Origin of the sequence: Anabaena azotica SJ-1, assembly GCF_047275885.1 — a bacterium.
Taxonomy (GTDB): Bacteria; Cyanobacteriota; Cyanobacteriia; order Cyanobacteriales; family Nostocaceae; genus Trichormus_B; species Trichormus_B azotica_A.
In genome coordinates this window covers 3,046,367-3,063,780 of sequence record NZ_CP178454.1, presented here as the reverse complement: position 1 = coordinate 3,063,780, position 17,414 = coordinate 3,046,367, and the positions used below count along the sequence as shown (strand labels likewise).

Here is a 17,414-nt window from a genome sequence, read left to right as displayed (position 1 = left end):
TCCTTCACAATAAAGAACACTTACAGACACAAGACTCCTCCTGATAGCCGATATATGTCATTTTCACTAATGACATTACTTACCGCTTCGGAATGGGTTGTGATAATGAATTGACAAGTTGGTGCAATTCTCATTAATTGACCTGTAAGAAATTGAGATGATGAGGGATGTAAATTTAAGTCTATTTCATCAATTAAGACTACTGAATATGCAATTTGCTGTCTAACAAACTCGTATAGTATAGGAAAAATTGATTGCTCACCAGCAGACATCTCAGCAACGTCATAAGTTCGATTTCCATCATTGAGTAAGAAGTATGTAGTTTCTTCTGTGGGAGAATCTATGCTAGGCAGTTCTTCTAAATTTTCTGCAAAATAACGATCAGGGAATACCTTTTTATATAATTTTTCTAGCTGTTGGAGGTAATCATTTTCAGGATTAATACCTGCTTCTTGTCGGCGTTTCCAACGAATTAGATATTGCCGTAAACGACCAACACCTAATTCAAAAGAAGTTTCACTTCGGGAGCATCCACTTTTGGAAGAAACACCCAATCAAACAGCAAGTAAGCCATTGAGATAAGCGCAACGAACAGAGAGGATGTGATTGACACTTTCAACATTCCACTGTGCGCCAGAAATTTTTATCCTTAAACCAATTTGTTTAATTGCAGATTCAACTGCACCGGAACCAATAGAACATAATTGTTCAGCTTGATAATAGCTGTAGTTGACAATGCGAGAAAAGTGTTTTTCCAGATAAGCAATGAAATTTTTAGCTTGTTTACCTCGGCAATGATTAAATAAAGTCTTAGCTGCTTCTACTTGACCTTGCCATAATAAAGTTTCAGCAGCCTTAAGTCGCTTTAAAGACCCACCAACTTTATAAAGATTTTCTTTGAGGTGATACCAATCCAAAATTTCACAGCGAGAAAACTGGTCTTGACCAAATTCCCTCACCAGATTCCACACACCATCGTGACCATCTCCTAAGCAAACGAGAGGGTTCACCAACTGTTGGCTATTGACATAATCAATTAATGATTGGTTGTCATCAAAAAATGCACCATAGTAAATCCCTTGCAGACGCACAGTTTTATAGTCTCGCCAGTGACAACCGGCTAGTGGTTTACCTCGCAGTCGAACTTTTCCTCCATCTACACTTACTTCCGAAACGGCTTGTTTTGCAAGTGGTAGTTGAAAATCTTGTGACAGCACTAATTTTTGTTGCGTTGAGTGACCAACTTTTATTCCTGTTAATGCCTCTACCTCGATTTCTGCATTTTGATATGAAACATTCGCTGATAGTCTCAAACAACATTTTTGAAGTAATGGACTTAATCTAATTCTTGGCTTTACACCCAGTTTCTGTAACTGTTTAGTTTTTAATTTCAGTTCTCCAACTAGGCTTTTAATTTTCCTAGTTTTACCTACTTTTGTACCTGTTTTTTGTTCAACAAAAAAAGGGCTATTTCTGGACTTACACTTTCTAGTATTTGGCTACGAACTTTTTTTTCTATACTTTCTAGGTCTGTTAACTGACTCTTATCTGCTTGTTCATACAGTAATGTTGCCAGTTCTCTTACACAGGCTTTGATTCTTTCTTCTATATCTTGGCTCATAGTCTTTGATACGCTTTTTTATCTCTTCTTACATTCTCCCATATTTTGTATATCTTCCAAAAGTGGATGCTCCCTTTCACTTCTCAGTTCTTTATTACCTTCTCCTGTTTCTTGACTGGGAGTTCCTAAATTCCGAAACTGATCAAACCAAAAAATTCCCGGTAATCTAGAAAAGTAATTTCTAACTGATTGATCACCACGATTAATAAAACTTTGTGTGTAATAGCGTCCTCGAAACTGGGCGCGTTCCTCTGGAGTGTTACCAGCCTTCCAATGTTCTCCATTTAAAATAACTTTAACTACACGACTATTTCCCGGTGTAATAAATGAATCGGGACGAAAATCAGGTGGTAGAGAATAATACCATCTTTTTGCAATTTCACGAGTTACTTCTAGTTCTTCTTCTTCAAAAGATACTTCTAATTCAATTCTTGGTGTTCCCCATCGCCAATAACGTCCAGGTAAAAAGCCAATCCAATCAAAATCAGAAACTTTTTGAATGCGTCCAGTTGCTAATGCTAATGGTAAAGCGATCGCTTGTAATAATGTTGTTTTGCCAGAACCATTATCACTTAGAATCAGAAAGCGATCGCTCACTTCATCAAGGATTTTGTTTTTAAAAGAAATCCTCAAATCTTGAAATTTTTTGAAGTTTTGAATATACAGTGATTCTACCTTCATTTGCTAGTCGCTTTTTTTGGTTGAATTACCCTGATCATATCTTCATAATCATGATTTTAGCTTGCGCCCATACAATAATAAATCTGACACATCCCCCCAACTACCCAACAAGCGGTAAAATTAACATCCAACCCCAAATTGCACCCCTTGATATGTATTGCGACTACCTGGTACAAATCCTCACCGCCCGCGTATATGATGTAGCCCAGGAAACACCACTGGAATATGCTCCCAACCTCTCGAACCGCATCAACAACAAACTGCTGCTGAAGCGGGAAGATATGCAGTCTGTCTTCTCCTTCAAGCTGCGGGGTGCATATAACAAAATGGTCAACTTGCCTCCAGATTTACTGAAACAAGGTGTGATTGCGGCTTCTGCGGGAAATCATGCCCAAGGTGTGGCCTTGGCTGCCCGTCGCTTGGGTACAAAAGCAATTATTGTCATGCCGGTGATTACGCCCCAGGTAAAAATCAATGCGGTCAAAGCACGGGGAGGAGAAGTTGTCCTACATGGCAATAACTATGATGATGCTTATGCCCACGCCCGGCAATTGGAAGCGGAAAAAGGGTTAACTTTTATACATCCTTTTGATGATCCTGATGTGATTGCGGGACAGGGAACTATTGGCATGGAAATACTGCGACAATATCAACAACCTATCCATGCAATTTTTGTGGCTATTGGTGGGGGGGGTTTAATTTCCGGGATTGCAGCTTATGTGAAACGGTTGCGTCCCGAAATCAAAATTATCGGTGTGGAACCTGTAGATGCTGATGCTATGTCTCAATCTCTCAAAGCCGGTCATCGGGTGCGGTTGTCTCAGGTGGGGTTATTTGCTGATGGGGTAGCGGTGCGGGAAGTGGGGGAAGAAACCTTCCGGCTGTGTCAGCAATATGTGGATGAAATTATTTTGGTGGATACGGATGCTACCTGTGCAGCGATAAAAGATGTGTTTGAGGATACACGATCTATTTTAGAACCTGCTGGAGCATTGGCGATCGCAGCTGCTAAAGCCTACGCAGAACGAGAACAAATCCAAGGACAAACCCTCATCGCCGTGGCTTGCGGTGCTAACATGAACTTTGACCGCTTGCGGTTTGTGGCAGAAAGAGCAGAATTTGGGGAACGTCGAGAAGCGATTTTTGCGGTGAATATTCCCGAAAAACCAGGAAGTCTGCGTCAGTTTTGTGAATGTATTGGTAACAGGAATTTGACTGAATTTAATTATCGCATTGCTGATAATAAAGAAGCTCATATTTTTGTCGGAATGCAAATAGAAAATCGCGCCGACGCAGCTAAAATAGTTGATAAATTTGAAGCCAGTGGTTTAAAAACAATTGATTTAACCGATGATGAATTAACAAAATTGCACCTGCGGCACATGGTCGGTGGACATTCTACCCTGGCTCAAAATGAATTATTATATCGGTTTGAATTTCTTGAACGTCCTGGTGCATTAATGAAATTTGTCGGTTCTATGTCTCCCGACTGGAATATCAGCTTATTTCACTATCGCAACAACGGCGCAGATTATGGGCGAATTGTGGTGGGAATGCAAGTACCACCCCATGAAATGAAAGAATGGCAAATATTTCTTGATTCCTTGGGTTATCACTATTGGGATGAAAGCCAAAATCCCGCCTATAAATTGTTTTTAGGTTAAGAAGTCCTGAAAACTTTTTCCTATGGATCTAATTACTTGTAGCTCACCCTAAAAGCCTAGAAATTGCCCTGATCAATTCCTCTGGTTCAATCGGTTTGGCGATATGCTGTTGAAAGCCTGCTTCTAGTGCTTGTTGCTGATTGAAATCTCCGGCATAAGCAGTCAGGGCGATCGCCGGAATTTGTCCACCCTGCTCTGGTGGCAAGGCTCTGATCTGTCGCATCAGCATATAGCCATCCATTTCTGGCATCCCAATATCACTTATTAGTACATCAGGTTGGGAACGCATTAAAGCTGTAAGTGCTTCAAGAGCGGAAGCGGCTGTAATCACCCTTGCCCCAGCTTGTTCCAATACAAACTCAATAAAGTCTCTTGTATCGGTATCATCATCTACTACTAAAACTTGGACACTATTTAAATCAAGAGATTGTGTTAATGATTGAGGATCTGGATTGACCATTGGTTGAGAAGGCATAACCGGAAGTCTAAGTGTGAATGTGGCTCCCAAACCTTCGCCCTGGCTCTGGGCTTGAATCGTTCCACCATGCAATTCAATCAAGTGACGGGCGATCGCTAATCCTAATCCCAGTCCACCAAACTTGCGGGTAGTTGTGCTATCTGCCTGACGGAAGTAATCAAACATATAGGGGAGAAAATCAGGAGAAATGCCTTTTCCGGTGTCACTGATAGTAATTTGAGCTTGATTGTCAACCTGTTCTAATAGCACCTTAACCCGACCACCTGCGGGTGTAAATTTAACGGCATTGGAAAGCAAGTTCCAAACTACTTGCTGCAAGCGGGTTGAGTCACCCAAAACCTTTTCCACTTTAGAATCAAGGTTTGCCTCTATCTGAATAGATTTAGCTTCTGCCGCCAGTCGCACGGTTTCCAGCGCCGCTTGAATCATTGATGCTAAATTAATCGGGCTGATTGTCAGATGGAGCTTGCCTTGCAAAATCCGGGAAATATCGAGCAAATCTTCAATCAATTCAGCTTGCAGCTTGGCATTACGCTCAATAGTTGCCAGAGCTAACTTTGTCTTTGACTCATCTAGTTTACTGTTTTGCAGCAGTTTTGACCAACCAAGGATGGGATTGAGTGGCGATCGCAATTCATGGGACAACACCGCTAAAAATTCATCTTTAATCCGGTTGGCCGCTTGGGCTTCTTCCCGTGATGCTTCTGCTGCTGACCGTGCTTGCTGTTCTGCTTGATATAACTGGGCATTTTCCACGGCGACAGATGCCATTTGCGCTAACTGCATCAGAATTGCTTCATCAGCTTCGGTAAAATCACCCTCATATTTGTCGGAAAGTTGAATCAACCCGATATTTTGTTCGTCCTGTCCTACCAGGGGAGCAGCCATCCAGCCGCGCATGGGAGGATGGTTTTTTGCCTCTTTGCCAAAGCCTCGCCAAAAAGGATGTGCCTCTAATTCGGTTTGGGTCATCCTAATTGGGCGATTCAGGCGACACACCAAGGCATAGATACCAGACCCATCTGGCTTTTGATCGTAATTTTGCCACTGAGCATACTTGTCAGACAAATAGATAGCGGTAATTGCCTGTGACCAATTCTGGTCAATCGTCATGCTGGTGACAGATTGGTGAACACCAATAATAGATGCTGCCTGATCCGTGATTACCTGCAAAACTTGTTCAACGGAAAGGGCAGAATTATGGATTGCTACTGCTGCGGTGGTCAATCCCTGCAATTGGTTGATGTAGTGGTGTTCACGGGCAAGTAGACGTTCGCGTTCCAGTTCCGCTTGTTTGCGATCCGTAATGTTGCGGCTAACAGTTGCTAGACCAATCGGCTGATTTTTCGCGTTTGTGATGTGAAAAACGTTGTAAATCATCCACAATGGTTCACCAGTCTTAAAATGACGGAAACGAATTTCCACTTCAGCCTTTCCCTCACGAAAAACACGGGGGAAAAATTCATTGACGATAAAATCCTGATCTTCAGGAAAGAAAAATTCCCTGACTGGAGTTTCGCTATATTGCTGTGTGTCATCTAGCCCAACTAACTGCCTGGCTGCTTTATTGACATAAAACGGTACAAAATTCATATCGCACATCCCGATAAATTCCGTGCTGTTATCGGCAAAGGAAACAAATTTTTGGACTTCCAGTTCCGCTTGTTTGCGATCGCTAATATCTGTGACGAAAACCGTCAGTCCATCGGGCGAAGGATAAACTCGGTGTTCATACCAACGATTCCAGGTGGTGTAAAGATACTCAAACTGGAGGGGCGTTTGTTCACTGAATGCCCGCTGAAATTGAATGTAAATATCAGTGCTAATGGTATCTGCAAACAAGTCCCATAAGCTGTGATTGAGAATCTGCTCACGCTCCATTTTCATGATCTGGCAAGAGCGATCATTGGCATAGGTGAAACACCAGTGGCGATCGAGGACATAAAACCCGTCATTAATACTCGATAAAATAGTTTCGATTTTTTGCTTGGCCGTTTCTGCTTCCAGTCGTAGCAACTGCTCTTTTTGCATGGCATCTCGCCGCAGTTGCGCCAGTTTTAAAGTTGCCTCGACTCGTGCTAACAATTCACGGGCAGAAAAGGGCTTGATTAGATAATCATCGGCTCCAGCTTCTAATCCTTCGACTTTTGCTTCATCTCCGGCTCTAGCAGACAGCAAAATGATAGGAATTTCGCGGGTATGCTGGTTACTCCGCAAAGCACTGAGCAGACCAAAGCCATCCAAACGGGGCATCATCACATCCGTCAGTACCAAATCCGGTAGATGATGAGCGATCGCCTCTAATGCCGCTATGCCGTCAGTAGCAGTTTCTACCACATATTGACTACTCAGCAATCGCTTCACATACTCCCGCATATCAGCGTTGTCATCAACTAGGAGAATGCGAGGAGAGGAAGGTGACAGGTGACAGGTGACAGGTGACAGTGGACAGGTGATAGGTGATGGGTAAAATTCTTCCCTGCCCCCTGCGCCCTGCTCCCCTGCCTCTTCCGGTAGCCAGCGCAAAACTTCTTCCACGTAAGGGGCTGCACCTAATGCGGTGGAAGCTAAGGTTCGTGTTGCCTGAATGCGATTGTGGGGTAAATGGGCTTTGCCGGTGGGAATGGTGATAGTAAAGGTTGTACCTTTGCCTTCCACACTTTCAACCTGCACCTGACCACCATGCAGCCGCACTAACTCCTGCACTAATGCTAGTCCAATGCCTGAGCCTTCTTGAGTTCTGCCCCGCGCTCCTTCGACTCGGTGAAACCGCTCAAACAATAGGGGCAATTCTGCTTGAGGAATGCCAATTCCTGTATCACTGACTTTCAATTCCACCTGGTTTTTTACTTGTCGCAAGGTGAGAGCGATCGCTCCATCAAAAGTAAACTTAAAGGCATTGGAGAGCAGGTTGAAAATAATCTTTTCCCACATTTCCCGATCTATGTAGACGGGTTCTGATAGTCGCTCACAGGTGACAATCAACTGTAAGCCTGCCTGTTCGATTGCCGAACGAAAGACACTGGCTAATTCGGCGGTAAAAGTGGCTAAGTCAGTGGGTTCATATACAGCTTGTACCCTTCCCGCTTCTATGCGCGAAAAATCTAGTAGTGTATTTACCAGTTTTAATAAACGTAATCCATTGCGATGTATCAAAACGACCTGCTGCCGCTGCCCTTCTGACAGGTCATCTGCTGCTAATAGCTCCTCTAACGGACTCAACATGAGAGTTAAGGGAGTCCGAAATTCGTGGGAGACATTGCTAAAGAAAGTGGTTTTGGCGTAATCGAGTTCAGCTAAAGCTTCTGCACGGTTGCGTTCTTCCTCATACGCCTGAGCATTGGCAATACTGGCAGCAATTTGCGCTGACACCAAATTCAGGAATCCTTGGTAGTTATCGTCAAACAGCCGGAATGGGTTTAAACCCGCCACCAATACACCCGCTTTACCCGTCGGTCCCGATGGTGGGATTGGCAATACCACAGCTTGATGGGGTGAGCGATTCCATGCTCCGGTTGGCAGGTCACGAAATAGTGATTCTAAATCAGAAATCAAATACGGTTTATGGCTTGTCAAAACTTCTGCAAAGTGCCAGAGCGAATCATCATCAAGCGCAACAATTTCAGGAACAGCTAAATGCCCTCGCTCAATTCCGCAAGTTCCAGCTAAAACCACGCATTGTCGAGCAGGATCAAGCAAATAAATCATCGCAAACGGCAGGTCGTAGGGATTGGTTGCCAAACAGTTGGCGCTGAAAGTGCAGGCTTCATCAAATGTACGAGCTTCTACCGTTTTGGCTGCCAATTCCTTTAATAATGCTAACTGGCGTTCTCCAATGATCCGGGGTGTATCGTCCGTATTGGCACAAATAATCCCCCCGGTGCTGCCGTCATCATTGGGAACAGGGCTATAGGAAAAAGTGTAGTAGGTTTCCTCTGGGTAGCCATTGCGCTCCATAATTAGCAGCAAGGCTTCATCGTAAGTACCTTGATTTTGGAATAGTGCTGTTTCTGCACGAGGACTTATTTGATCCCAAATTTCTTGCCAGACGACAGCAGCTTTTTGACCAAGTGCCTCTGGATGTTTGCCTCCGAGAATGGCTCTGTAAGCATCGTTGTACAGGTTGATCAGGTCGTTACCCCACCAAACAAACATGGCTTGGCGAGAGGTTAACATAATTCGCACGGCTGTTTTCAAGCTTTGTGACCAAGTTTCGACCGCACCGAGCGATGTTTGCGACCAATCGTGCGATCGCATGAGTGCCGCCATTTCACCATTGCCGATAAAGAGATTTTCAGAGATATTAAAGTTTATCTCATGGGTCACAGTTACAGCCCTCGAATCACGGTGCTGGTTAAGCTTCCCCGGTCTGTTGCTTGCCCCCGAAGGCTAGACGCGGGGATTTCCGAAGAGTCCATAAAAAGACTTTCTTAGGCTGACTTAAACAACCTCTACTGATTCGGGCTAAATCAAACTTAGCCATCATCGCTACTTTACGGATAATATTTGCAGCCCCATTACAGTCCGCATTTATCTTGATTCCGGTTAAAGTTTTAAACAAACCACGATTTATTCTAACACCACTACTTTTCTACCCTGGTTTAAAAACACGGGGCGTGACCTTGCTCCCGTATTATTTACGTATCCATTGATACGGAACTAGTATATGGAACTTAGCTGGTCTCTTATTTGAGCGCAGCGATCGCCGCATTCATCATTTATTTTCCCTTTTGCCTACTCTTGAGCCACCACAACATCTGTTGCTTTAAAGAGAAACGCTATAACCCAGCCCAGCCATAAATTTTGTTCTTTACACCCCTTGACTCCTGGAAAATTACCTGTTATATTTTCTAGGACAATTAATCAGTCTGCCTAATCCCAATCCCTAAGCTATGTATTAGGACAACTGGGAACGGAGGAACCAAATTTGGGGCTAATCTTTCTAGATTTCGGAATTTGAAATCCACAATCTATAGAAGAAGAACATCTCTCAGTTCTAGCCCGTCAGCTAACTTCGTCGGCATTGGGAGGAGACTGAACGAGCAACATTATTACAAGTAATGTCCTGTTCTCGTCAGTATCCTTGGCTGGTAACTTTGCGCTTCGTTTTACCTGCCCTCGACCTTTGAGGAGAGGATAATCATACCTTCAATTCTAGCGTCTGTGGCAGGATTAGTTGCCTTGAGGTGAAACTCAACTATGTTCCAGACTATACAAAATCGGATTGCGCTTATTTCCGTTGATGGTGATCCATCTGCAAAAACTGGTCAAGAAGAAGCTGGGGGTCAGAATGTTTATGTGCATCAAGTAGGTATGGCTTTAGCGGAACAAGGCTGGCAAGTGGATATGTTCACTCGTCGCAGTAGTCCGAGACAAGCAACAATCGTACCCCATCATCCCAACTGTCGCACCATTCGGTTAAATGCTGGGCCAGCAGAGTTTATTGGACGAGATCATTTGTTTGACTATCTACCGGAATTTGTGGCTGAATTTCAGAAATTCCAACAGCAGCAAGGATTATATTATCCCATAGTGCATACCAACTACTGGTTATCTGCTTGGGTGGGTATGGAACTGAAAAAACGTCAACCACTGATTCAAGTGCATACTTACCACTCTCTAGGGGCAGTTAAATACAGAAGTGTGGGTCATATTCCCGTGATTGCTATCCAAAGGTTAGCAGTGGAAAAAGCCTGTTTGGAAACAGCAGACCGTGTGGTTGCTACCAGTCCCCAGGAACAAAAGCATCTGCGAATACTAGTTTCTCACAGGGGACGAACAGAAATGATTCCCTGTGGTACTGATCTTCAGAAATTTGGTGGACTTCCCAGGTTAGAAGCCAGGGAAAAGCTAGGAATTGCCCCTGATGCCAAAATGGTTTTTTATGTTGGGCGTTTTGATAGGCGCAAAGGAATTGAAACTCTGGTCAAAGCCATTTCCCAGTCTAAGTTTAGAGGTGAGGGAAAGCTGAAACTAGTAATTGGTGGTGGTAGTCGTCCTGGTTACATTGATGGCATGGAGTGCGATCGCATTACCAACATTGTTGCAGAACTAGGACTCGAAGATATAACCATCTTTCCTGGTAGCCTAGATCATAGCATCCTCCCTTACTATTACGCTGCCGCTGATGTCTGCGTTGTTCCTAGTCACTACGAACCTTTTGGGTTAGTGGCTATTGAAGCAATGGCTAGTCAGACTCCCGTTGTTGCTAGTGATGTCGGTGGATTGCAATTTACAGTTGTACCAGAAGTTACAGGTTTACTCGCTCCCCCCAAAAACGACTTAGCTTTTGCAGATGCTATTGACCGCATACTTGCTAATCCATCTTGGCGTGACGAATTAGGTGTAGCTGGACGCGAACGGGTAGAAATTGCTTTTAGCTGGAATAGTGTGGCTTCTCGACTATCTCAACTTTATCTGCGGCTGATGATGCAAGCAGCAGAACAATATCAAAACCAACCTCAGATTTTTGCAGCTTAACAAGGGGTGAACTAGAGTCAAAGTCCCCCTTTTTAAGGGGGATTTAGGAGGATCTGAAAATTCCTTCTTATGGTACAGGACTTACGCAAATGGCATATTAGTAGGGTGCGTCAGACTTCATAAATCCTGCAAATAAACAGATATTTGATACCTGACGCACCATAAAATAGATGTTTGGTGTGACACTTGCGTAAGTCCTATGGTATATACATAGATTAAAAAATATCTTCACCTTAGTTAGATATAAAGATTTTTTTATTTAGCTAAAATTAGCTAATGATAATAACAGCGAAAACTTACAGCAGGTTTCACCTAATTATACCAAAGTAGAGACGTTACATACAACTTCTCTACACTTCTCTACAAGGATTTTAAAGATTGTTTTGTGGTTCATTTGCCTGAAAATCGCTGTAATTACACTTAAACCCATCCTGTAGTTAAGTAAAACAAAAAATGAAGATAAAAAGAAGCACACTATTCAAATAATATAGCCCATCTATGATTTGGATTAAAAAAGCATGAAAATTCCTCCAGAAATAACCTATCGTAATCTAGATAAATCAGAAGCAATTGATAATTTAGTTCATGAAAAAATTGCCAAATTAGAGCATATTTGTAATTACATCAATAGCTGTCACATTGCCATTGAAAAAATACATGACCGACCGCGGACGGGTTCTCCATATCGAGTCAGAATTGATCTCACAATTCCCCCTGGTCATGAACTAGCAGCAGAAAAAAATCCCGGTGAAGGTATCCAATATCAACCGCTAGAAGCAGTAATTAGAGAAACCTTTGATGCCATGCGTCAGCAGTTAACTAAAATTACTCAACGGCAACGTCCAAGTGAACAAGCTAACAGACATACTGAAGCGCAAGAAAATACAGCTTTTGTGACTAAGTTATTTCGAGAAAATGGCTATGGTTTTCTGAAAACTTTAGATGGTCAAGAAATATATTTTCACCACAATAGCGTTTTACATAATGACTTTGACCGTTTAGAAATTGGCACCGGTGTAAATTTTTCTTGGGAACAAGGTGAAGAAGGACCCCAAGCCAGCACCGTAAAAATAGTTGATAAACCTGGTGTGCGTGTTGGTAAATCCTCAGAAACGCTTGTAGAACCGCCATTAGACTGGCAGGAATAGGTGTATGAACACACAAACTGATGAATTGAAAAAAACTGCATCTCAATTACTGGCAGCTATGCTATCTAATCCCCACATTTACCCCCAACTTAGTGATGCAGGAGGTTATGGAAATATGGAACAGCAATTAATTATTGCCTCTGTAGAAATGGCAGAAAGCTTAATTCAGTATGTCGAAAAATCTCATCCACAAAATGAACGGGGTAACTAGTGCCAACTAAAAATCAATAAAAATAAAAGTTTGTAGTTAGTGATTCAGTGCCAACTACAAACTATGAAGAATTAACAATTTTTCACTAATCATCCCTTCTGCCTTCATTATTTTCTACCACGTCCTGTGAGATTATCTTGAATAGAACGAGCTAGACGTAAATGTTCTTCCAAAAGAGGCAAATTTTTTGTTGCCCAATTTTTCAAATCTTCATCATCACCTTGTTGAGATTGACGACGATATAAAGCAATATCTTTGTTATGATCTGCTACCATCTGCTGGATGTATGCTTTATCAAAATCAGCACCAGACAACTTTTCTAAATTGGTTTTTATTCTTTTATTTTCTTTACCAATATCTGAAGGAAAATTAGCACCTTTTTGATTAGCCAAGTCTTGAAGTTCTTGATTGAATTGCGTATGATCTGCAACCATACGTCTGCCAAATTCTTTTACTTCATTACTTTCAGCTTTTTGCTCTGCTAGTCGTCCTAATTCAATCTCCGCTAAATTACCCTGAGCAACTTTAGTGATAAACTGCTGGTCACTCTGATTTACATTATTTTGAGTCAATTGCATGGGTATTAAATTTGGATGAGATAAAGCAATTTTGTGTCCATAAGTAATGGTAAATAAGCTGGATGTTAACAAAACTGCCATGACAATTGGTTGTTTGTTCATGATTCGATTTCCCCATAATTGCCTTATACAAATCCTCAAAAATCTAACAACAGATCCACAGGATTTATTTGGAATTTTGTTCGCGTAGCGTCTCCGTTAGGCAAAGCCGTGCCGAAGGTAGGAGATATTTTGAATTTAAATTAACGGTGTACAAGTTCTAACAAATTAATTGTTTGTGATCTAGAACTAGATGGACTATCCCAATAATCTGCTTTATTTATATTCACTTTTAGCAAAGCTAAATTAGCTTCATCTATTCCTTGAGGAAACCAAGTTTGTAATTTGGGTTGCCATTTTTCTTGTAATTTATTCCTGTCTCTTACTATTTCTGCTGTACCTAAAATAGAAACATATCTCTGTTTATCAGGTGAAGAAAAATTCACATTCACCTGTTGACGATGTTCAATTTCAAATACTTTATGAGAATCAGCAGAGGTAAAGAACCAGAGTATGCCATCAGCATCTATTTCACTAAAGATAGACATAGGACGACTATGTAAACTACCATCATCATCGACTGTAGTTAACATTACATATTCAATGTCTTTAATCAGTGTGCGTAACTGATTAATTTGTTGATTACTGTCGTTTGAATTTGTCATTGATTTGTTTTTAGTAAGTAACGGTTGAGGAGTAAAACCAGGTTTACTGGTTATCAACTATTTTTTTAGTATGAATATTTTTAGATTCCGATTACATGAATCTAAAGGTATAATTCCTCAACAAATAAGCTATATGGTATATAACCCCAGAGATATTTTTGTAATCAAAATATTCATTTTGGATAATAGTGAATAAATAATTCTGTAACTTGAGGCTGAGGTCAAGAGATTGTTGTTTAATTATACTTATATAGGGATTAGAACTTGTGATAATAATGGAGATTAAAAAATGGCATCTACATTAGACACAATTGTTGAAGGTTTGACAGCAATAATTTTTTCACCACTAATTCTACCTATTGCGTCAGCAGTGAAACAACCTGTAGTTCAAAATACTATTAAAGATAGTATTCTTTTTTCTGAAAAATTTAAGGATGCAGTTGCACAAATAGGGGAAGTATTTGAAAAAGCAACAGCTGATGCTAGAAAAGAAAAACCAGATAGTTTTAGCTCTAGTATTTACCCGAATCATGTCACAAATGGTAAATCAGAAGTGGCTCAAGATTTGATTAATATCATATCTGATATAAATGCTGATGTGGAGAGAATGACAAATGGTGTTGCTGATTTGCGGGTGATATTACCTCTAGGAATTGCCTTACTTTCCCTTAGACAACTGTTTAGAAAAGGACTAGAACTGGAAGATGCCCCTTGGTATATATTGGCTTGGTATGCTTTCGATATTTTTACAAGACTGAATTATGAAGATGAAGAGCAATTAACGAACTTATCAATTAATACTGTTTCCATGGAATTTCAGGAGCAAAAAAGTAGTGATTCAAGCAATACACGCGAGTATCAAAGGGAGAACTAGATTTAAAATTAAAGAACTTTATCGCTCACCATCTCTGAAAAATTATTTAGAGCGATCGCTTATAAATTTTGCGGAAATAAAATATGTTTCTGCTAATATATTAACTAGCAATATTTTGGTTATTTTTGATCAGAATATAAGCTATAAAAAAATAGAATTTTTAATTCATAAGGTCTTATTTGATTATAAAGATAAGTCCGATTCCGATTTTGATCATAGTAATAAATTAGTAAAAACTGCCAAAGCTACAAAACATCAACCACTTGCTGTCAAGCATCAGCAAGAAACCAAAGACTGGCATTTGATGGCAGTAGACAAGGTTTTAAAAGCATTAAATACTGCAAATATCTCAGGATTATCCAATGAAACAGCTAATAATAACCTCAAAAAATATGGAAAAAATCTGTTATCAACAACAGTGAAACGTTCTGAACTAGCTATGTTACTTGAGCAATTTAAATCATTGCCAGTGGCTTTACTAATTATTGCCTCTGGAATTTCTATTGCTACTGGGGGCATGATTGATGCTGTAGTAATTTTGGGTGTAGTGGGATTAAATGCTGCTATTGGTTATGCTACAGAAAGTCAGTCAGAACGCATTATTAATTCCCTAAAAAATCGGGCTGAAAAATCAACTTTGGTAATTAGAGATAGTAATCAAACAGCAATTCCCACAGAAAATGTAGTTTTAGGAGATATTTTAGTTCTTAAACCTGGTAGCTATATTGCCGCAGATGCCCGCATTATTGCAGCAGATAATTTGAATGTTGATGAATCTGCTTTAACTGGAGAAAGTCTGCCTATAACTAAAATAACTACATCTTTAAATGGTGAAGATGTGCCTTTAGCAGATCGTTTAAACATGATTTATAAAGGCACATTAGTTATCAATGGAAAAGGATTAGCAGTGGCAGTTGCTACAGGCAATTTTACCGAAATGGGCAAAATTCAGCAACTAGTTGGTGAAGCAACCACAATCCAAACTCCCCTTGCTAAACAATTAGATCAAGTAGGTAGTCAAATTGTTTTCATCGGTATGGGATTATGTGGTTTAGTCTTTGCTATGGGAATCTTACGAGGATATGGTTTATTGCCAATGTTGCAATCCTCTATATCTTTAGCAGTCGCAGCAGTTCCCGAAGGTTTACCAACAATTGCCACTACTACCCTAGCTTTGGGCATTCGCGATATGCGAAAAAATCACGTTCTTGTCCGTAGTTTAAATGCAGTAGAAGCGTTAGGGTCGGTGCAGACAATCTGTTTAGATAAAACCGGGACACTCACAGAAAATAAAATGTCGGTAGTGGAAATTGTCACCGACAGTAAACATATTCAAGTAACTAATGGAGATTTTCTTGCTGGGGAAGAAACTATTAATCCCTATATCTACAATGAATTATTAAAATTAATTCATGTTTCAGTTCTTTGTAATGAAAGTCAAATTAGTCAAAAAAATGGTGATGAATATGTAGTTACTGGTTCAGCAACAGAAAATGCTTTGATTGACACCGCAATTAATGCAGGAGTAGATGTCATTGCCTTGAGAGAAAAATACCCTTTATTGCAAACTAATTTGCGTTCGGAAAATCGCAATTTGATGAGTACAATTCACGCTACACATAATACTAATCAAATGGTTGCTGTTAAAGGAAATCCTGCCGAAGTTTTACAACTCTGCCACAGATGGATGAAAAACGGGCAAATAGTAACTTTAACAGTAGAAGAACGGCAGAAAATGGAAATGGAAAATGATCGCATGGCAGGAAAAGCTTTGCGAGTTTTAGCAATAGCTTATGGTTATATTGAGGAAATTAATAACAACAATAATCATGAATCAGACTTAATTTGGTTGGGTTTGGTAGGAATGGCAGATCCTCTGAGAACAGGTACAAAAAAATTAATTGCAGACTTCCATCAAGCAGGAATAGATACGGTGATGATTACCGGAGATCAAAGTCCTACAGCTTATGCGATCGCAAAAGAGTTAGAATTAAATCGACATCCCCAATTAGAAATTCTCGACTCCAACAACCTCAATAATCTCACTCCTGAAGCATTAGCAGCACTCAGCGACAAAGTAGACGTTTTTGCCCGTATCAGTCCCAGTAATAAATTACAAATAGTTCAAGCATTGCAGACATCCGGTAAAGTCGTCTCCATGACCGGTGACGGCATTAACGACGCACCAGCATTAAAAGCTGCCCAAGTCGGTGTAGCAATGGGTAAAGAAGGAACAGATGTTGCCCGTGAAGTTGCAGATATTGTCTTAGAAGATGACAGATTAGAAACAATGATGATTGCTGTCAGTCGCGGCAGAACAATTTACAACAATATCAGAAAATCTGTGCATTTTCTCCTAGCTACAAATCTCAGCGAAATCATGGTCATGACAACCGCTACCGCAGTCGGTATTGGTGAACCTTTAAATGCAATTCAACTTTTATGGTTGAACTTGGTAACTGACATCTTCCCTGGACTTTCTTTAGCTATGGAAGCACCAGAACCAGACGTATTAAATCAACCACCACGCAATCCTAACGAACCAATTATTAAAAATACCGACTTTGGCAGAATTGTGTTTGAGTCTGGTGCTATATCAATTAGTACCTTAGCGGCTTATGGTTACGGTATTTTCAAATATGGTATTAGTCCTCAAGCCAGCACTTTAGCTTTTATGACTTTAACATCAGGGCAACTACTACATACTATTAGTAGTCGTTCTGAAAAACACAGTATTTTTAGTAAAGAAAAATTACCACCTAATCCTTATTTAAAAACAGCTATTTTTGGTTCTTTTGGGATTCAATTGTTAGCTTTAACCGTGCCACAGTTGCGGAGTTTGTTGAAAATTGCCCCATTGAATATAGTAGATGCTGCTGTAATTACTGGTGGTGCAGTGTTACCGCTATTGGTGAATGAAGGAACTAAAAATATTAAAATTACAGGAAAAAATCCAACTTGAGTACGGTGGGTGA

At 40.7% G+C, this 17,414-nt stretch carries 12 protein-coding genes and 1 riboswitch; of the genes, 6 read left to right on the top strand and 6 right to left on the bottom strand.

What is annotated here, in order from left to right:
- Nucleotides 1–20 precede the first annotated feature (20 nt).
- The 3 genes from ACLLO5_RS13545 to ACLLO5_RS13535 all read right to left on the bottom strand — a co-directional run bounded on the left by ACLLO5_RS13545 (nt 21) and on the right by ACLLO5_RS13535 (nt 2,302).
- Entirely contained in the window at nt 21–554 is a 534-nt protein-coding gene (locus ACLLO5_RS13545) for an AAA family ATPase (protein WP_413171043.1), read from the bottom strand.
- Nucleotides 555–1,621, bottom strand: a protein-coding gene (locus tag ACLLO5_RS13540; RefSeq protein ID WP_413171042.1) for an ISKra4 family transposase whose coding sequence is annotated in 2 segments (ribosomal slippage) — nt 555–1,465 and nt 1,465–1,621 — 1,068 coding nt in all. Because the reading frame shifts where the segments join, the coding sequence is not laid out codon by codon here. It abuts the gene before it with no gap.
- An 18-nt stretch (nt 1,622–1,639) separates the two neighbouring features.
- Nucleotides 1,640–2,302, bottom strand: a complete 663-nt coding sequence (locus tag ACLLO5_RS13535; protein ID WP_413171041.1) for an AAA family ATPase — start codon at nt 2,300–2,302, stop codon at nt 1,640–1,642.
- A gap of 152 nt (nt 2,303–2,454) precedes the next feature.
- Between ACLLO5_RS13535 and ilvA the strand changes: the two genes are divergently transcribed.
- The gene (ilvA, locus tag ACLLO5_RS13530) at nt 2,455–3,966 is read left to right on the top strand and encodes a threonine ammonia-lyase, biosynthetic (protein WP_413176084.1); all 1,512 of its coding nucleotides are present in this window, start codon (nt 2,455–2,457) and stop codon (nt 3,964–3,966) included.
- Nucleotides 3,967–4,009: 43 nt separating this feature from the next.
- Here the strand turns inward: ilvA and ACLLO5_RS13525 are convergent, their stop codons facing one another.
- Complete coding sequence (locus ACLLO5_RS13525) at nt 4,010–8,713, bottom strand: ATP-binding protein (RefSeq protein WP_413176083.1); 4,704 nt, start codon at nt 8,711–8,713, stop codon at nt 4,010–4,012.
- 590 nt (nt 8,714–9,303) lie between these two features.
- Nucleotides 9,304–9,482: riboswitch (cyclic di-AMP (ydaO/yuaA leader) on the top strand.
- A gap of 161 nt (nt 9,483–9,643) precedes the next feature.
- Between ACLLO5_RS13525 and ACLLO5_RS13520 the strand changes: the two genes are divergently transcribed.
- From ACLLO5_RS13520 to ACLLO5_RS13510, 3 genes are all read left to right on the top strand, one after another.
- On the top strand, nt 9,644–10,924 hold the full coding sequence (locus ACLLO5_RS13520) for a glycosyltransferase (RefSeq protein WP_413175983.1): 1,281 nt from the start codon (nt 9,644–9,646) through the stop codon (nt 10,922–10,924).
- 518 nt (nt 10,925–11,442) lie between these two features.
- The gene (locus ACLLO5_RS13515; RefSeq protein ID WP_413175982.1) at nt 11,443–12,072 is read left to right on the top strand and encodes an HPF/RaiA family ribosome-associated protein; all 630 of its coding nucleotides are present in this window, start codon (nt 11,443–11,445) and stop codon (nt 12,070–12,072) included.
- A gap of 4 nt (nt 12,073–12,076) precedes the next feature.
- Entirely contained in the window at nt 12,077–12,283 is a 207-nt protein-coding gene (locus ACLLO5_RS13510) for a hypothetical protein (RefSeq protein WP_413175981.1), read from the top strand.
- Nucleotides 12,284–12,390: 107 nt separating this feature from the next.
- Here ACLLO5_RS13510 and ACLLO5_RS13505 read toward each other — a convergent pair whose 3' ends face one another.
- Complete coding sequence (locus tag ACLLO5_RS13505) at nt 12,391–12,963, bottom strand: DUF4142 domain-containing protein (RefSeq protein WP_413175979.1); 573 nt, start codon at nt 12,961–12,963, stop codon at nt 12,391–12,393.
- A 140-nt stretch (nt 12,964–13,103) separates the two neighbouring features.
- Nucleotides 13,104–13,565, bottom strand: coding sequence for a pyridoxamine 5'-phosphate oxidase family protein (locus ACLLO5_RS13500; protein ID WP_413175978.1), 462 nt, complete (start codon nt 13,563–13,565; stop codon nt 13,104–13,106).
- Nucleotides 13,566–13,854: 289 nt separating this feature from the next.
- Here ACLLO5_RS13500 and ACLLO5_RS13495 point away from each other — a divergent pair, with 289 nt between their 5' ends.
- Nucleotides 13,855–14,439, top strand: coding sequence for a DUF5132 domain-containing protein (locus tag ACLLO5_RS13495; RefSeq protein WP_413175977.1), 585 nt, complete (start codon nt 13,855–13,857; stop codon nt 14,437–14,439).
- A complete protein-coding gene (locus tag ACLLO5_RS13490; RefSeq protein ID WP_413175976.1) occupies nt 14,399–17,401 on the top strand; it encodes an HAD-IC family P-type ATPase in 3,003 nt (1,000 codons plus the stop codon). Before ACLLO5_RS13495 ends, ACLLO5_RS13490 begins: the two co-directional genes overlap by 41 nt.
- Nucleotides 17,402–17,414: the final 13 nt, after the last annotated feature.